The organism is Streptomyces regalis (genome assembly GCF_001509475.1).
GTDB lineage: Bacteria > Actinomycetota > Actinomycetes > Streptomycetales > Streptomycetaceae > Streptomyces > Streptomyces regalis.
Genome location: NZ_LLZG01000007.1, coordinates 17,214 through 32,980, shown reverse-complemented (window position 1 = coordinate 32,980; position 15,767 = coordinate 17,214). Strand labels below are relative to the sequence as shown.

The following is a 15,767-nucleotide window of genomic DNA, read 5'->3' as shown; positions in this document are numbered from 1 at the left end:
GCTTCCCGCGTGGGAGCCTGCCCGGGAGGTGGTCGGTGATGCCTCGCGGTGATCCCGGGGTGCTTCCCGCGTGGGAGCCTGCCCGGGAGGTGGTCGGTGTCGCTCCACGGTGGCCCCGGGGAGCTTCCCGCGTGGAAGCCGGTGCCCGGGGCTGGGCGTAAGCCTCTGCCGGTCCACAGCGCCGGGTCGCTGATCGTCACGTTCGGCATGGACGTCCGCTTCCGAGCGACGGTCCAGGCAACCCGGCCCGTCCGGTGTCCGAGGGAAGCGGGGCTGGGGGCGGTAGTCCCCGGGCGGGGCGTCTACGCTGGGTGTCGGACTGCAGGGCGGGTCGCAGCGACCCGTTTTGACCCGGCCCGGGCGCCGCAGGTATCCTGCATGTTCGTTGTGTATTGGCTTGCTCATTCTCACGGGACGGGCCCTTACACCGGTCCACCGGGCCGATGACCAGCGACCCCACGTACGCGGTATGCGTCGCCGCCGTGCGGTCCAGGCTGTCGTGATCGTTTCGGTGACCTGTTCAGGACCATTCACTCGAAGCGAAGGCTACGAACCGTGCGTACGTACAGCCCCAAGCCCGGCGATGTGACGCGCCAGTGGCACGTCATTGACGCTCAGGACGTTGTCCTGGGCCGTCTCGCCAGCACCGCCGCCTCCATCCTGCGGGGCAAGCACAAGCCGATCTACGCGCCCCACGTCGACACCGGTGACTTCGTCATCATCATCAACGCCGACAAGGTGCACCTGTCCGGCAACAAGCGGACTCAGAAGATGGCGTACCGCCACTCCGGCTACCCGGGTGGTCTGCGCTCCGTCCGTTACGACGAGCTCCTCGACAAGAACCCCGAGAAGGCCATCGAGAAGGCCGTCAAGGGCATGCTCCCCAAGAACACTCTGGGCCGTCAGATGCTCTCGAAGCTGAAGGTCTACAAGGGTGACCAGCACCCGCACGGCGCGCAGCAGCCGCAGCCGTACGAGATCACCCAGGTCGCGCAGTAAGTCCGGCCACCCCCTAAGCCTGAAGAGAATCTGAGGAGAATCGTGGCCGAGACCACTGCCGAGCAGCCGCTCGAAGAGCTTGACATCGACAGCTACACCACCGAGTCCGAGGTTCCGGTGGAGGGTGAGTACACCTCCGAGTCCGTCGCCTCGCGCTTCGGTGAGCCCCAGCCCGCCGCCGGCCTGGGTCGTCGTAAGAACGCCATCGCGCGCGTTCGCATTGTGCCGGGCACCGGCAAGTGGAAGATCAACGGGCGTACGCTCGAGGACTACTTCCCGAACAAGGTGCACCAGCAGGAGGTCAACGAGCCGTTCAAGGTTCTTGAGCTCGAAGGTCGCTACGACGTCATCGCCCGCATCGCCGGTGGCGGTGTCTCCGGTCAGGCCGGTGCGCTCCGTCTCGGTGTCGCCCGTGCGCTGAACGAGGCCGACGTCGACAACAACCGCGGCGCGCTGAAGAAGGCCGGCTTCCTCAAGCGCGACGACCGTGCGGTCGAGCGCAAGAAGGCCGGTCTGAAGAAGGCCCGCAAGGCTCCGCAGTACAGCAAGCGCTAAGCTTCGCTGCCTGTACGTCCGAACGCCCCGGCGGCACGCCACAGTGCCGCCGGGGCGTTCGTTTTCTCACAGGCTTGGGCGTATAACGGCACAAGGTGCTCAAAGGCTGGTGTGCTCGTGTGCCCCTGTGTCCATCAGCTCGTGTGATCGAGCGATGGGACTATCGGACGATCTCCGGAAACTGACGCTTCCTCAGGAGGACAAGTGGGACGACTCTTCGGCACGGACGGCGTGCGTGGCGTCGCCAACGCGGATCTGACGGCCGAGATGGCGCTCGGTCTGTCCGTGGCGGCGGCACACGTGCTGGCCGAGGCGGGCACCTTCGAGGGCCACCGGCCGAAGGCGGTGGTCGGACGGGACCCGCGCGCGTCCGGGGAGTTCCTGGAGGCCGCCGTGGTGGCCGGTCTGGCGAGTGCGGGTGTCGATGTGCTGCGGGTCGGTGTGCTGCCGACACCGGCGGTGGCCTTTCTGACGGGATCGCTCGGCGCCGACCTCGGCGTCATGCTCTCCGCCAGCCACAACGCCATGCCGGACAACGGCGTCAAGTTCCTCGCGCGCGGCGGGCACAAGCTCGACGACGAGCTGGAGGACCGTATCGAGGCCGTCTACGACGAGCACCGGCACGGTGAGCCGTGGGAGCGGCCGACGGGTGCGGATGTCGGGCGTGTGCGGTCGTACGACGAGGGGTTCGAGGACTACGTCGCCCACCTCCTGGACGTACTGCCCAACCGGCTGGACGGGCTGAAGATCGTCCTCGACGAGGCGCACGGTGCCGCGGCGCGCGTGTCGCCGGAGGTGTTCACGCGGGCCGGGGCCGAGGTCGTCACCATCGGTGCCGAGCCGGACGGGCTCAACATCAATGACGGTTGCGGGTCCACGCACCTGGACAAGCTGAAGGCCGCCGTCGTCGAGCAGGGTGCCGCCCTCGGTATCGCGCACGACGGGGACGCCGACCGTTGCCTCGCCGTGGACCACACCGGCCAGGAGGTCGACGGCGACCAGATCCTCGCCGTGCTCGCGCTGGGGATGCGGGAGCGGTCCGCTCTGCGGTCCGACACCGTGGTGGCGACCGTCATGTCCAACCTCGGCTTCAAGCTGGCGATGGAGCGCGAGGGGATCCACCTCGTGCAGACCGCGGTCGGCGACCGGTATGTGCTGGAGGAGATGAAGGAGAAGGGCTTCGCGCTGGGTGGCGAGCAGTCCGGGCATGTGATCGTGCTGGATCACGCCACGACCGGTGACGGCACGCTGACCGGGCTGCTGCTGGCCGCGCGCGTCGCGCAGACCGGGCGTACGCTGCGGGATCTCGCGTCGGTGATGGAGCGGCTGCCGCAGGTGCTGATCAATGTGCCTGACGTGGACAAGGCGCGGGTCAAGACGTCGGCCGACCTCGCCGCCGCCGTCGCCGAGGCGGAGCGGGAGCTGGGGGAGACCGGGCGGGTGCTGCTTCGGCCTTCGGGGACCGAGCCGTTGGTGCGTGTGATGGTCGAGGCCGCCGACATCGACCAGGCGCGGTCGGTCGCCGGGCGGCTTGCCGATGCGGTGAAGTCGGCGCTGGGGTAGTTCCACGGGACGCCGTGCGGGGTGGGGACTGAGTTCCGCTCCGGCGGCGTAACAAAGGGTGCGTGCGCCGTGACTGGTTGTTTCACTTTCGTCGAGGGGGGCTCTGCTTGGCGCCCTGCCTCGACGAAAGAGAGAGACACCGCATGAAGATCGTGAGCAGCATCCTGAAGCGAGCGGCTGTTCCGGCCCTGGCCGTCGGTCTCGTCGTCCCCGCGCTCGCCACCCCGGCCGCGGCCCAGACCCCCGGTTCCACTGCGTTTCGTTTTTTCGGCACCGTCGGTCTCAGTGCGCGGGCCGGCTTCGCGAACAATGTGACGGCCACCGTCGTCGGCACCAATCTGAGGCTCATGGACACCACGGGCGTCGCGGCGGGACCGGGTTGCTCCCAGGTGGACTTCTTCAATGTCAACTGTCCCCTCCCCGTCAGCCGGCTCGCGGTCGGGCTGGGTGACGGGGGTGACCAGTTCCATGGGACGAGCATCGGTATCCGCACCGTCGTCGATGCCGGCTCGGGCGCCGACATCGTGGAGACCGGCAGCGGCAACGACACGATCGGTGTGGACGACGACACGCCCAACAACGACATCGTGTCCACCTGTGGCCTCGGTTCGGACGTGGTGTTCGCCAACCCCGGTGACGTGATCGGCACGGGCTGCGAAGCGCGTTACATCTCCTAGACGCCGCCGGCCTTCGCCTGACGCTCACGCTGCCTGGCCCACAGCCACTTCTGGGCCAGGAGCGTGAGGGTGCCGGCCAGGACGATGCCCAGCAGGTTCAGGAGCAGCTGGCCCGTCGAGAGCCAGGTCTGCTTGGCGTCGTCGTAGATCAGGGCCACTGCGGCGTTCGCGGCGGCCGGGACCGTCGTCACGGAGATGGCGACGCCGACCAGGGCGCCGGACTTGGCGGACGTCAGGGAGAGGGTGCCGGCGGCGCCGGCGAGGATCGCCACGACGAAGGAGAACCAGTCGGGGGCGTAGATGAACCCGGTGTTGGGCCGTTCGGCCTCCAGTTTGGCCTCGGTGAACAGGCCGACGGCGTCCATGAAGTAGCTGAAGGCCACCGTCGCTGCCATCGCGACGGCGAAGCCGACCAGCAGGGCGATCAGTGAGCGCAGCGCCAGGCGCGGAGCCCGTTTCACCGAGGCCGTACAGATGCCCGCCAGCGGTCCGAACTCCGGGCCGACCGCCATCGCGCCCACGATCAGGATCGCGTTGTCGAGCACCACACCGCACGCCGCGATCATCGTGGCGAGCGTGATGAAGGCCAGGTAGGTGATGGAGAGGGTGGACTCCTCGTGCGTCGCGTCCGTGAGGTGCTCCCACAGCACCGCGTCCGCGCCCTCGCCGGGGGCCTCCGCCTCGGCCTTGTCGGCGCGCCTGGACAGTGACAGGTCGATGTTCTCGACGGCGATGGAGCCGGACTTGTCGAGGTCCAACCCCTGCAGCCTGCTCAGAAGTTCGTCACCCGCCTCGCGCGCCACGTCGCACAGGACGACGTCCCCGGCAGGGTTGCGGGCGGCGCCCGGCAGCACGACGAGGTGTGTGGTGCCGACCATCTTCTCGATCAGGCGGACCACGTCGTGGGTCTTGTCGGCCGGGGTGATCAGGCGCAGATGCAGCATGGCGTCCATCTAACAGGCCCGCGTCTCGGCCTTGCGGCCCCAGGGCTTGTCTGGCGGGGCCCTACAGCTTGCGCAGGCTCAGGCGCTGGACCTTGTGGTCCGGGCCCTTGCGGACGACGAGGGTGGCGCGGCCTCGGGTGGGGGCGATGTTCTCGACGAGGTTGGGCTTGTTGATCGTGCGCCACATCGTGCGGGCGTAGTCGAGGGCCTCCTCCTCGGAGACCTGGGTGTATTTGCGGAAGTACGAGGAGGGGTTCTGGAAAGCCGTCTCGCGCAGCCGCTTGAAGCGGTTGAGGTACCAGCGCTCGATGTCCTCGGTGCGGGCGTCGACGTACACGCTGAAGTCGAAGTAGTCCGCGAGGCCGACCCGGGTGCGGCCGTCCTTGCCGGGGAGGGCGGGCTGCAGGACGTTCAGGCCCTCGACGATCAGGATGTCGGGGCGGCGGACCGTGAGCCGCTGGTCGGGGACGATGTCGTAGATCAGGTGGGAGTAGACGGGGGCCGTGACCTCGTCCTTGCCCGCCTTGATGTCGGCGACGAAGCGGGTCAGGGCGCGGCGGTCGAAGGACTCGGGGAAACCCTTCCGCGACATCAGGCCGCGGGCCTGGAGCTCCTTGGTGGGGAGCAGGAAGCCGTCCGTCGTGACCAGCTCGACGCGCGGGTGCTCGGGCCAGCGGGAGAGCAGGGCCTGCAGGAGGCGGGCGACCGTGGACTTTCCTACGGCGACGGAGCCGGCGACTCCTATGACGAACGGGGTGCCGGACTGGGAGCCCTGTTCGCCGAGGAAGGTGTTCAGGGCGCCGCGCAGGCCGTCGGTGGCGCCTACGTAGAGGTTGAGGAGGCGGGAGAGCGGGAGGTAGATGTCGCGGACCTCGTCGAGGTCGATGACGTCACCGAGGCCGCGCAGCTTCTCGACCTCTTCCGCGGTGAGCGGCAGCGGGGTCTTGTCGCGCAGCGCACTCCACTCGGAGCGGGTGAGGTCGACGTAGGGAGTCGCCTCCGGCCGCTGCCGGTGGGCGCTCCGGGGTATCGAGGAGACCGGAGAGATCACAGTCCATTGTTAACGCTGTTTGAACGGGGTGGGGGGTGGGGTGGGTCACGTTGGGGTGTCAGCAGGCGGGTGTCAGCAGGCTCCGGGGGAGTGGATGAAGCCCCGCCGGGGAGCACCCGGCCGGGTTTCGGGTCCGCGCGTCCCGCGCCGGCCTGCTCCCCCGCTCGCTTGTGTGGCAGCTGTGGATGGGTCGTGTAAGTCCGGCGTTCGAGGCTCACGGAGATGGCTGATTTTCGACGGTCATGGTGAGTCGCCCGTCGCGGCACGCGCACCCAGTGGAAATTTCCGAAATCGGGCACGCTACGGCCTTTTCTGGGCGGAGTTCGGTCGTAGGCTGCCGCGCATGTGCGGAATCGTGGGATACGTGGGGTCGCAGTCGGCGCTCGAGATCGTGATGGCCGGGCTGAAGCGGCTGGAGTACCGGGGGTACGACTCGGCGGGTGTCGCCGTGCTGGCGGACGGGGGGTTGGCGGCCGCGAAGAAGGCGGGCAAGTTCGTCAACCTGGAGAAGGAACTGACGGAGCGGCCGCTGCCGACGGGGGCGACCGGCATCGGGCACACGCGGTGGGCCACGCACGGCGGGCCGACGGATGCCAACGCGCATCCGCACCTCGACAACGCCGGGCGCGTGGCCGTCGTGCACAACGGGATCATCGAGAACTTCGCCGCGCTTCGGGCCGAGTTGGAGGAGCGGGGGCATGAGCTGGCCTCCGAGACGGACACCGAGGTGGTCGCGCACCTGCTCGCCGAGGAGTTCTCGGCCTGTGCCGACCTCGCCGAGGCCATGCGGCTGGTGTGCCGGCGGCTGGAGGGGGCGTTCACGCTGGTCGCCGTGCATGCGGACGAGCCCGATGTGGTGGTGGGGGCGCGGCGGAACTCGCCGCTGGTGGTGGGCGTTGGGGAGGGTGAGGCCTTTCTTGCCTCGGACGTCGCCGCGTTCATCGCCCATACGCGGTCGGCGATCGAGCTGGGGCAGGACCAGGTGGTCGAGCTGCGGCGGGACGGGGTGACCGTCACCGGGTTCGACGGGCGGCCGGCGGATGTGCGGTCGTATCGCGTCGACTGGGACGCCGCCGCCGCGGAAAAGGGGGGCTATGACTACTTCATGCTCAAGGAGATCGCCGAGCAGCCCAAGGCTGTCGCCGATACCTTGCTGGGGCGCATCGACGCCGCCGGCTCCCTGACGCTGGACGAGGTCCGGATCAGCGCCTCCGAGCTGCGGGAAGTCGACAAGGTTGTGATTGTTGCGTGCGGTACGGCCTTTCACGCCGGGTTGATTGCCAAGTACGCCATCGAGCACTGGACGCGGATTCCGTGTGAGGTGGAGCTGGCCAGTGAGTTTCGGTACCGGGATCCGATCCTCGATCAGCAGACGCTCGTCATCGCCATCTCCCAGTCCGGCGAGACCATGGACACGCTGATGGCGCTACGGCATGCGCGTGAGCAGGGAGCCCGGGTGCTGGCAATCTGCAACACCAACGGGTCGACGATTCCGCGTGAGTCGGATGCGGTGCTTTATACGCATGCCGGGCCCGAGGTCGCGGTTGCTTCGACGAAGGCGTTTCTGACGCAGCTCGTGGCCTGCTATCTCGTCGCGCTGTATCTGGGGCAGGTGCGGGGCACCAAGTGGGGGGACGAGATCCATGCGGTGATCCGGGACCTGTCGCAGATCTCCGGTGAGGTCGAGCGGGTGCTGGAGACCATGGAGCCGGTGCGGGCGCTGGCGCGGAGCCTGGCCCACAAGAACACGGTGCTGTTCCTTGGGCGGCATGTGGGATATCCGGTGGCGCTGGAAGGTGCGCTGAAGCTGAAGGAACTTGCCTATATGCACGCCGAGGGGTTTGCGGCGGGGGAGCTGAAGCACGGGCCTATCGCCCTGATCGAGGACGATCTGCCGGTGGTGGTCGTGGTGCCTTCACCTCGGGGGCGGTCTGTGCTGCACGACAAGATCGTGTCCAACATCCAGGAGATTCGGGCTCGGGGTGCTCGGACGATCGTGATCGCGGAGGAGGGGGATGAGGCGGTGGTGCCGTATGCGGATCACTTGATCTGGATTCCGGCGACTCCGACTTTGCTTCAGCCGCTGGTGGCTACGGTGCCGCTTCAGGTCTTCGCGTGCGAGCTGGCCACCGCTCGGGGGAACGAGGTGGATCAGCCTCGGAACCTGGCGAAGTCGGTGACGGTGGAGTGAGCCGACTTCAGGTCGTCTAGGAAGGCTGCGAAGGCTCCGGTCGGGAAGGTGAGGGTGCCGTAGGCCGGGGCCTTTGAGTCGCGGACGGCCACGTGGGCGGGGGTGTTCGCGATCTCCACGCAGTCGTTGCCGTCGCCCTCGCCTGAGTAGGACGACTTGCGCCAGGTGTCAGGGGTGTTCATTAGTCGGTGACGGTTGAGCGGGGCGCGGTCTTCAGAGCCTCGATGAAGGGGGTGAAGGCTCCGGTCGGGAAGGTGAGGGTTGCCCGGGCCGGGGCCTTTGAGTCGCGGATGGCGATGTGGGTGGGGGAGTTCGCGATCTCTACACATTCGTTGCCGTCGCCCTCGCCCGAGTAGGACGACTTCCGCCAGTTGTCGGAGGTGGTCATGGGTGCCTCACAACTCTTTCGCCAGCTTGTGGATGAAGTCACGCGACGGTTCAGGTTCGAGTGATACAGCCTCCACCTTACGGAAGCGCGTTCGATAAACGTTGAGCTGAGCTTCAGAATCGATAAGGATCGAGCCATGGGGTGCATCGCGCACCACGGTGTCCAGCTTGGGTAGGGGGCCGTCCACGTAGGTCATCGTGCTGGAGGCTGTCGCGAAGCCGTCCAGGTCGAAGGGGATGACGCGCACGGTGATGTGGTCGGCTTCGGAGAGCTCTAGGAGTCGGGCGAGTTGGGCCCTTGCCGCGGCACGGTCGCTGACTCGGATTCGAAGTGCCGCCTCGTGGATCACCGCTTGGTACGGGATGGTGAACTCCTGACGCGCCTTTCGATGTTGGATGCGCAACTCGGCTTCGTCATCGGTCAGTTCTGGCAGCCTGGACGAGAAGACGGCTCGCGAGTAATCCTCCGTCTGCAGCAGGCCAGGCACGTACAGGATTGCCACGTGGCGTAGGAAGCGGGCGTGGTGCTCCAACTCGGACAGGTCCAAGAAGGGCGTGGGTAGCAAACCCCGGTACTTCTCCCACCAGCCGCATGTCCGGTCGGTAGCCATAGCCGCCAAGGCGTCAATGAACTCCTCGTCGGTACAGGCGTAGTGGGAGGCGAGGCGACGGACTCGCTGCTCGCTCACGCCCGCGAGTGCGGACTCGATATGGGTGATCTGGGCGGGGCTCACGCCGAGCAGCGCGGCTGCCTGGCGGGAGTTGAGACCCGCAGCCTCACGGAGTCTGCGCAGTTCAGTTGCCAGTCGAATCTGGCGTGCCGTTGGTTCGCGCCTCTTCACCATCGACTGGTCCTCCTAACGCGCCTGTGGGCGCGACTCGTTCGGCGTCAGATTACGCGATCGGCTTGCCGCGTCCCTAGATTTACCCATACCGTCAGTGACGCGACGCACACGCTGCGGAAGCGCACCGCTCCGTCCTGCCATGACGGCCGCGGCAATGCCACCGCGCAACCCCCACCACCCGAACGGAGTTCACCCATGTCCGAAACAGAACCCTGGGAGTACACGCTCTACATCCCGAACGACGTCCGAGCCGTCACCGTCTCCCGCCGCACCCTCCGGCTCATCCTCACCCTGCACGGCCTCATCGGCCTCGCGGACACCGCCGAACTCCTCGCCACCGAGCTGGTCGCCAACGCCGTACGCCACACCAAGGGACCGGCCGCTCTGCGTGTGCGCTGGTCGGCCGGTGTGCTGCGGATCGGGGCGTGGGATGCGGATCCAGAACCGCCGGAGCCGCCACGGGAGTTGGAGAAGCTCGCGGAGGCCGAGGAGGGGCGGGGGTTGGCGATGGTCCGGGCCTGTTCCGATCTGTGGGGGTGGCAGCCGCTGACCAGAAACGGCAACCGGGGCAAGTACGTGTGGTGCGAGCTGACTTCGGCTGCCTGAGTGCATGGTCACATCCAGGCAGCCGTCGCGCTGTCAGGGTGTGGGGTCGAGGGAGAAGACGACCCTCTTGCCGCTGCTGGTGTTGATCTCCTCGTTCAGTCCCCATAGCCGCCCGGACGAGGGAGCGTAGGAGAGATTCTGGGTGAGTGGCGGTGACTTCGTGAGTACGTGCGGCTCCGCTCCCACCTTGGCCCGGTGGATGCAGGAATAGGTGTGCGGGGCGTCGGGATCCGGAACCCAGCCGGTCGGACACTCGCCACTCATGTAGTAGTAGGTGCCGTCGGTCGCGACGCCCTGCATCTGGAAGACGGGGCTCGCATAGGCCGCGTCGGCGGTGGCACTGCCGACGCTCGCGCCGCCGTCCGCCTCGGGAAGGGCTGTGGCGTCGTTCAGGTTCCAGCGGATGACGCGCCCGCCGCCTCCGGCGTCGTGCCCGCGATACTCACCGGAGACGAGCGCGTCCGGGGTCTTGCTGCGATCCAGACTGAGGGAGCCCAGACAGGGTTTGTTTCCGGTGGCGGCAGCGCATGCGCGCACGTTCGTGCCCTGGGGGACCGTCTGGTAGCGGGCCACCATGGGCAGGGCGTAGTCGTGCCAGCGGGCGGACGACACCCCGTTCACGATGCCCGTACGCTCGCTGCGGCTGTCCATCTTCCACAGGTGGCGCATGTCGTAGACCTGGAGTTCGCCGCCGTTGGCGACGAAGAGCTTGTTGCCGTACCAGACGACACCGTCGGCGTGGACGTTCTTGACCTCGGTGAAGTTGGCGCTCGCCCCCGTCCCCGTGGGCCGGACCAGCATGACGTGGCCGTATGTCACCGAAGTGCCGGTGGATTCAGCGATGCTGATCCGGCCGAACTTGCTGCGGTCGGCGTCCGCGGGGCCGTTGCCCCAGTACCAGGAGGCCACATAGAGGTGGTGGCCGTCGACGGTCCCGGACGGAGACGCGTCGTGGGAACCCGTCAGACCCTGCGGGGTCCAACCACCGGCGGGGCTCCAGCTGTTGGAGGTGTCGTCGGCCTTGTCCCAGCAGAACCCGTCGTACTTGAGCGAGCCGTCCAGGCCGGTGTTGTGGCAGAGGCTGGCCTGACCGGTGTGCTGCCTGGACTGCGCGACGCTCAGCGCGCTCACCTTGCTCACCGCGCCGGACTGGGACTCCACGCCCTGGACCGCCGCGCCGAGTGCGCGGAAGTCCTTCTCCGCGTTCAGGGACAGCTTGAGATCGCTGTAGGGCACCGGGGTCAGGCCGCTCGCGGCGGCGGCAGGCTGGGCTGTCACGAGTCCGGCGGCAAGGGAGGCTAGTCCGACGGTCAGGGCTGCCAGACGTCGGGCAACCCTCCGGCCGCCGGTTCGCGGAGTTAATGATCGCGTACTTATGTCATGCATCCGGGGAGGGTAGCCGACAAAAGCCTCAGTAGTCGGCATCTTTCCCAGCCTCACGTGGTCACCGTCGTGGCTGGTCGTCCAAGGCGTCCGCCCTCCACGCCGTCGCCTGCGGCATGAACCTGTGCTCTGCCGCGTACGCCGCCATACGGGCGTTCCGCTCCTCGGCCTCCGGCCCGTCCGGCAGGTGGAACTCGCCGCCCGCCTGGGCGGAACGGGCCTGCATGCTCGTGGCGCCCGCCAGCCGTCGGCCGGCGTAGCGGTCCAGGGCGTCCGGTACCTCGGCCGGCCTCGCGTCGCTGAGTACGTCGCCCAGTACCGCCGCGTCCAGGATCGCCTGGGCCGCGCCCTGCGCCTGGAACGGGACCATCGCGTGGGCGCTGTCGCCCAGGAGGGTCACGCGGCCGATGTTCCAACGCTTCAGCGGGGTGCGGGTGTAGATGCCGTAGCGGTACACCTGGCCGGCGCGTTCGAGGACGGTCAGCACCCGGGGGTCCCAGTCGGCGAACTCGCGCAGTTGTTCGCCGGGTTCGGCCTGAGCGGTCCAGGATTCCTGGGCCGCCGCCTCCGTGCTGAACACGGCCACGACGTTGAGGAGCTCGCCGCGGCGCACCCAGTAGTGGACGAAGTGGCGGTCCGGGCCGAGCCAGGCTGCGAGCGGCGGCAGGCCCAAGTCCTTCACCGCCTCCGAGGGGAGCAGGGCCCGGTACGCGGCCGTTCCCGAGAACACCGCCTCGTCCTTGCCGAAGAGCCACTGGCGGGCCGAGGACCGGATCCCGTCCGCGGCCACCACGAGGTCCGCGGTCAGGCGCTCGCCCGTCGCCGTCATCACCTGGGCGTAGTCGTCGTCCTGGCCGATGGCGACGACCGTCGTGTTCAGGCGTACCGACTCCCGTGGCACCGCCTGCGCCAAGGCCCTGTGCAGATCCGCCCGGTGGACCACCAAGTACGGCGCCCCGAACTCCTCCTCCGCCTCGCGGCCCAGCGCGTACCGGCAGATCTCCGCCCCGCTGGACCAGGTGCGGAAGCTCACGTGGGCAGGGCGGGCGGCCTGTGCGGCGACCGCGTCCAGCACGTCCAGTCGGCGCAGCTCCCGCGTGGCGTTGGGGGCGAGTTGGATTCCGGCGCCCACCTCCGTGAAGCGCGCCGTCTGCTCGACCAGCGTCACTTCGACACCCGCCCGGCGCAGGCTCAGCGTCGCGGCCAGTCCGCCGATGCCCGCCCCGACGACGATCGCCCTCATGCGACGCCGCCCCGTGCGGCAGACCGCCGCCGTATCGCCCTCTCCTCAGCCCCGTACATCCCGCCAGGCCCCCGGAATCCCCTCGGCCACGTCATGCGCCCCCACCGGCGCCCCGTCCGCCGCGAACCTCGCCGACAGGCCGTGGAGATACGCCGCCACGCTCGCAGCATCCAGCGCCGGGAGCCCCGTCGCCAGCAGCGATCCCGCCAATCCCGACAGGACGTCCCCGCTCCCGGCCGTGGCCAGCCAGGACGTTCCCGTCGGGTTCACCCGGACGGGGCCCGCGCCCCCCACGTCGGCCACCAGCGTCGTCGACCCCTTCAACAGCACGGTCGCCGAATACCGCGCCGCCAACTCCCGTACCGAAGCCAGCCGAGCCCCCTCGACCTCCTCCCGGGCCACCCCGAGCAGCGCCGCCGCCTCCCCGGCGTGCGGGGTCATCAGGGTCGGTGCCCTACGGCCCCGTACCGCCTCCGCGTCCGCCAGCCGCAGCCCGTCCGCGTCGATCAGCACCGGGACGTCCGTCGCCAGCACCTCCGCCACCGTCGCCGCGTCGTCCCCGGCGCCGGGGCCGACGACCCAGGCCTGCACGCGCCCCGCCTTCTTCGGTCCCCGGTCCGACACCAGCGTCTCGGGGAAGCGGGTGATGACCGCGTCCCCGGCCGGACCGACGTACCGTACGGCCCCCGCCCCGCCCCGCAACGCCCCCGCGACCGCCAGTACGGCGGCGCCCGGGTAACGGGCCGAGCCGGCGGCGATGCCGACGACGCCCCTGCGGTACTTGTCCGTCTCGGCCGCCGGCATCGGCAACAGCCGTGCCACGTCGTCGTGTTGCAGCGCCTCCAGCTCCACCGCGTCGTTCGGCAGCGCCAGACCGATGTCCACCAGCCGTACCACCCCGGCGTACTCCCGTGCCGGATCGATCAGCAGCCCCGGCTTGTGCGTGCCGAAGGTGACGGTGAGGTCGGCCCGCAGCGCCGTGCCGCGTACCTCGCCCGTGTCCGCGTCCACGCCGCTCGGCAGGTCCACGGCGACCACGGCGGCCCGCGAGCGCTCGGCCGCGGCGGCCAGCGGTGCCGCCTCCGGACGGAGCCCGCCCTTGCCGCCGATCCCGACAATTCCGTCGACGACCAGATGCGCGCGCTCGATCAACTCCTCGGCGGCATCGACTCCCGTCGTCCTGCCGCCCGCCCGGCGCAGCGCCGCCAGACCTCCGGCATGTGCCCGCTCGGGCTTCAGCAGGATCGCCGTAACTCCCGCCCCGCGCCTGGCCAGTCGGGCCCCGGCGTACAGGGCGTCGCCGCCGTTGTCGCCGCTGCCGACCAGCAGGACGATCCGGCTGCCGTACACCCGGCCCAGCAGATCCGCGCAGGCGGCGGCGAGTCCGGCCGCCGCCCGTTGCATCAGTGCCCCGTCCGCAAGCCGTGCCATCAGCTCCCGCTCGGCCGCCCTTACCGTCTCCACGCTGTACGCAGTCCGCATGTGACCGAGTCTTACGTACGGGCTCCCGTACGCGGCGAAGCTCGTCGCATCCATTGACGCTTTGCCGTGCCTTTGCCAAACTCACCGGCCCCCACAGGATGAATCGATTCAGTCGAATGGATTCGATGAGATCGGTTCTATGAGAGGAAGGCCCTCATGGGACGCAGAGCCGCATTCATAGGACGCAGATTCCCCTTCATGGGACGCGGAGCCGCCCTCCTCGCCGCCGCCGGTGCCACCGCCGTCCTCACCGTCATCGGCACCCTCACCGCCCCCACCCCCGCCGTGGCCGCCGCCTGCGGCGAAGGCTCCTACCAGGCCGAAGCCGTCCTCAGCGGCAGCACCTGGACCGCGCGGCGCGGCAGCAGCACCGTCTACACGGGCGGTGACATGCGGGCCGCCGTGCAGGCGGCCGTCAACAGCCTCACCGCCGGGCGTACCGCCAAGGAGCGGGTGGTGGTGCGGGGTTCGGGATCCGTGTCCGCCGGGTCGCGCATCTCCCTGCCGAGCTACACCGTGCTGGACGTCTGCGGCACCATCAACGTCACCGGCAGCGGTTCCGGCGACCAGGCTCCCGTCTACTCCCGCGGCACCCGGGACGTCGAGGTCCAGCACCTGAACCTCACCGGCAGCCCGCTGTACGGGATCTTCCTGCGGAACGTGCAGAACGTCGCCCTCGGGCAGATCGACATGCGGCTGTCCGCCGGTCTGGGCGTGCGGATCGACAACCGGGGCGACACCAGCCAGTGGACGCGCAACGTCCGGATCGACAACGTGTACGTCTCCGGGGCCTCCAGCCACGCCGTCGAGACATACGGCGTCGACGGCATCACCATCGGGACGGTGACCGCGCGGAACGTGGGCGAGTCGGGTCTGCTGCTCAACCAGACCATCAACGCCACCGTCACCAAGGTCGACGCCGAGAACGCGGGGGCGGGTACCGGGTACGCCGCCTTCCGTATGGCCAACCGGAACGGGCGGGTGGGGAGTTCCTACCCGACCAACATCCGGGTGGGCGAGGTCATCGCGCGCGGCGGCGGGCGCGGGGTGTTCTGCGTGTCCGAGAGCGGCGGGGCCGTCATCGACCGGGTCACCCTCTCGGGCACCGGCAACAACTCGGTCCTGATCGAGAACTGCTACAACGTCAACCTCGCCGCCCAGAGCGGCACCATCACCGGCGGCGGCGAGCTGCGGTTGGCGGCGCGGTCCGAGTTCCCGAACAACCGGGACATCACCGTCCAGAACCTGACCGTGACCAACTCGGCGATCAGGGAGAGCCCTTGTGGTGAGAACACCACGTTCCGGAACATCACCCGCGTGAACACCAGCCAGTCGATCTGCTGACCGCCGAGTGCGTGGTGGCGGAGCCTCGGCCCGCGCCTGTGGCTCAGCCCTCCGCCACCACCACCGCCGACGCCACTCCGGCATCGTGGCTCAGCGACACGTGCCAGGACTGTACGCCCAGTTCGGCCGCCCGAGCCGCCACCGTCCCCGTCACCCGCAGGCGTGGCCGGCCGCTGTCCTCGACGAAGACCTCCGCGTCCGTCCAGAGCAGGCCCGGGGGCGCGCCCAGTGCCTTGGCGAGGGCCTCCTTCGCGGCGAAGCGGGCGGCGAGCGAGGCGATGCCCCGGCGTTCGCCGCTGGGCAGCAGCAACTCGCTCTGAAGGAACAGCCGATCGGCCAGCGCAGGTGTGCGTTGCAGCGCCGCCTCGAACCTGTCGATCTCGGCCACGTCGATACCGACCCCGATGATGCTCATGCCGAGCACCCTACGGTCGGCCGCCCGTTCGGCGATGCCGGCCTCCCGCTCCTCGTTAGGGTGACGCCGCCGCGCGGCACCT

General features: G+C 69.1%; 16 protein-coding genes. 7 read left to right on the top strand and 9 right to left on the bottom strand.

The window, feature by feature from the left end; all coding sequences use genetic code 11:
- Window positions 1–555: 555 nt before the first annotated feature.
- From rplM to ADL12_RS02815, 4 genes are all read left to right on the top strand, one after another.
- A complete protein-coding gene (gene rplM, locus ADL12_RS02830) occupies window positions 556–999 on the top strand; it encodes a 50S ribosomal protein L13 (RefSeq protein WP_030046395.1) in 444 nt (147 codons plus the stop codon).
- Window positions 1,000–1,041: 42 nt separating this feature from the next.
- Window positions 1,042–1,554, top strand: a complete 513-nt coding sequence (rpsI, locus tag ADL12_RS02825) for a 30S ribosomal protein S9 (protein WP_062698081.1) — start codon at window positions 1,042–1,044, stop codon at window positions 1,552–1,554.
- A gap of 204 nt (window positions 1,555–1,758) precedes the next feature.
- A complete protein-coding gene (glmM, locus tag ADL12_RS02820; RefSeq protein ID WP_062698079.1) occupies window positions 1,759–3,117 on the top strand; it encodes a phosphoglucosamine mutase in 1,359 nt (452 codons plus the stop codon).
- Between the two features lie 62 nt (window positions 3,118–3,179).
- Window positions 3,180–3,794 carry a hypothetical protein gene (locus ADL12_RS02815; protein WP_159053060.1) on the top strand — a complete coding sequence of 205 codons (615 nt, stop codon included), beginning with the start codon at window positions 3,180–3,182 and terminating at the stop codon, window positions 3,792–3,794.
- Here the strand turns inward: ADL12_RS02815 and ADL12_RS02810 are convergent.
- Window positions 3,791–4,738: a DUF389 domain-containing protein gene (locus ADL12_RS02810; RefSeq protein ID WP_062698090.1), complete on the bottom strand. Its 948-nt coding sequence runs from the start codon at window positions 4,736–4,738 to the stop codon at window positions 3,791–3,793. The genes ADL12_RS02815 and ADL12_RS02810 overlap by 4 nt on opposite strands.
- Before the next feature lie 61 nt (window positions 4,739–4,799).
- The gene (gene coaA, locus ADL12_RS02805; RefSeq protein ID WP_062698075.1) at window positions 4,800–5,789 is read right to left on the bottom strand and encodes a type I pantothenate kinase; all 990 of its coding nucleotides are present in this window, start codon (window positions 5,787–5,789) and stop codon (window positions 4,800–4,802) included.
- Between the two features lie 343 nt (window positions 5,790–6,132).
- Between coaA and glmS the strand changes: the two genes are divergently transcribed.
- Window positions 6,133–7,980 carry a glutamine--fructose-6-phosphate transaminase (isomerizing) gene (glmS, locus tag ADL12_RS02800; protein WP_062698073.1) on the top strand — a complete coding sequence of 616 codons (1,848 nt, stop codon included), beginning with the start codon at window positions 6,133–6,135 and terminating at the stop codon, window positions 7,978–7,980.
- Here the strand turns inward: glmS and ADL12_RS02795 are convergent.
- Genes ADL12_RS02795 through ADL12_RS02785 form a run of 3 tightly spaced genes read right to left on the bottom strand, consistent with a single transcriptional unit; the run spans window position 7,941 to window position 9,212 of the window.
- Complete coding sequence (locus ADL12_RS02795) at window positions 7,941–8,162, bottom strand: DUF397 domain-containing protein (RefSeq protein WP_062698071.1); 222 nt, start codon at window positions 8,160–8,162, stop codon at window positions 7,941–7,943. The two genes, glmS and ADL12_RS02795, sit on opposite strands and share 40 nt — an antisense overlap.
- The gene (locus ADL12_RS02790; protein WP_062698069.1) at window positions 8,162–8,368 is read right to left on the bottom strand and encodes a DUF397 domain-containing protein; all 207 of its coding nucleotides are present in this window, start codon (window positions 8,366–8,368) and stop codon (window positions 8,162–8,164) included. The genes ADL12_RS02795 and ADL12_RS02790 overlap by 1 nt, the downstream gene beginning before the upstream one ends.
- Window positions 8,369–8,375: 7 nt before the next feature.
- The gene (locus ADL12_RS02785) at window positions 8,376–9,212 is read right to left on the bottom strand and encodes a helix-turn-helix domain-containing protein (protein WP_062698067.1); all 837 of its coding nucleotides are present in this window, start codon (window positions 9,210–9,212) and stop codon (window positions 8,376–8,378) included.
- Between the two features lie 195 nt (window positions 9,213–9,407).
- Here ADL12_RS02785 and ADL12_RS02780 point away from each other — a divergent pair, with 195 nt between their 5' ends.
- Window positions 9,408–9,818: an ATP-binding protein gene (locus ADL12_RS02780; protein ID WP_062698065.1), complete on the top strand. Its 411-nt coding sequence runs from the start codon at window positions 9,408–9,410 to the stop codon at window positions 9,816–9,818.
- A gap of 33 nt (window positions 9,819–9,851) precedes the next feature.
- Here the strand turns inward: ADL12_RS02780 and ADL12_RS02775 are convergent, their stop codons facing one another.
- The 3 genes from ADL12_RS02775 to ADL12_RS02765 form a co-directional block, all read right to left on the bottom strand.
- Window positions 9,852–11,096: a hypothetical protein gene (locus ADL12_RS02775; RefSeq protein WP_244187746.1), complete on the bottom strand. Its 1,245-nt coding sequence runs from the start codon at window positions 11,094–11,096 to the stop codon at window positions 9,852–9,854.
- A gap of 166 nt (window positions 11,097–11,262) precedes the next feature.
- Window positions 11,263–12,444, bottom strand: a complete 1,182-nt coding sequence (locus tag ADL12_RS02770) for an FAD-dependent monooxygenase (RefSeq protein ID WP_062698063.1) — start codon at window positions 12,442–12,444, stop codon at window positions 11,263–11,265.
- Window positions 12,445–12,489: 45 nt separating this feature from the next.
- Window positions 12,490–13,926: a bifunctional ADP-dependent NAD(P)H-hydrate dehydratase/NAD(P)H-hydrate epimerase gene (locus ADL12_RS02765; protein ID WP_062698061.1), complete on the bottom strand. Its 1,437-nt coding sequence runs from the start codon at window positions 13,924–13,926 to the stop codon at window positions 12,490–12,492.
- A 198-nt stretch (window positions 13,927–14,124) separates the two neighbouring features.
- Here ADL12_RS02765 and ADL12_RS02760 point away from each other — a divergent pair, with 198 nt between their 5' ends.
- Window positions 14,125–15,270, top strand: coding sequence for a hypothetical protein (locus tag ADL12_RS02760; RefSeq protein ID WP_062698059.1), 1,146 nt, complete (start codon window positions 14,125–14,127; stop codon window positions 15,268–15,270).
- Window positions 15,271–15,313: 43 nt separating this feature from the next.
- Here the strand turns inward: ADL12_RS02760 and ADL12_RS02755 are convergent, their stop codons facing one another.
- Complete coding sequence (locus ADL12_RS02755) at window positions 15,314–15,685, bottom strand: holo-ACP synthase (protein ID WP_062698086.1); 372 nt, start codon at window positions 15,683–15,685, stop codon at window positions 15,314–15,316.
- Window positions 15,686–15,767 lie beyond the last annotated feature (82 nt).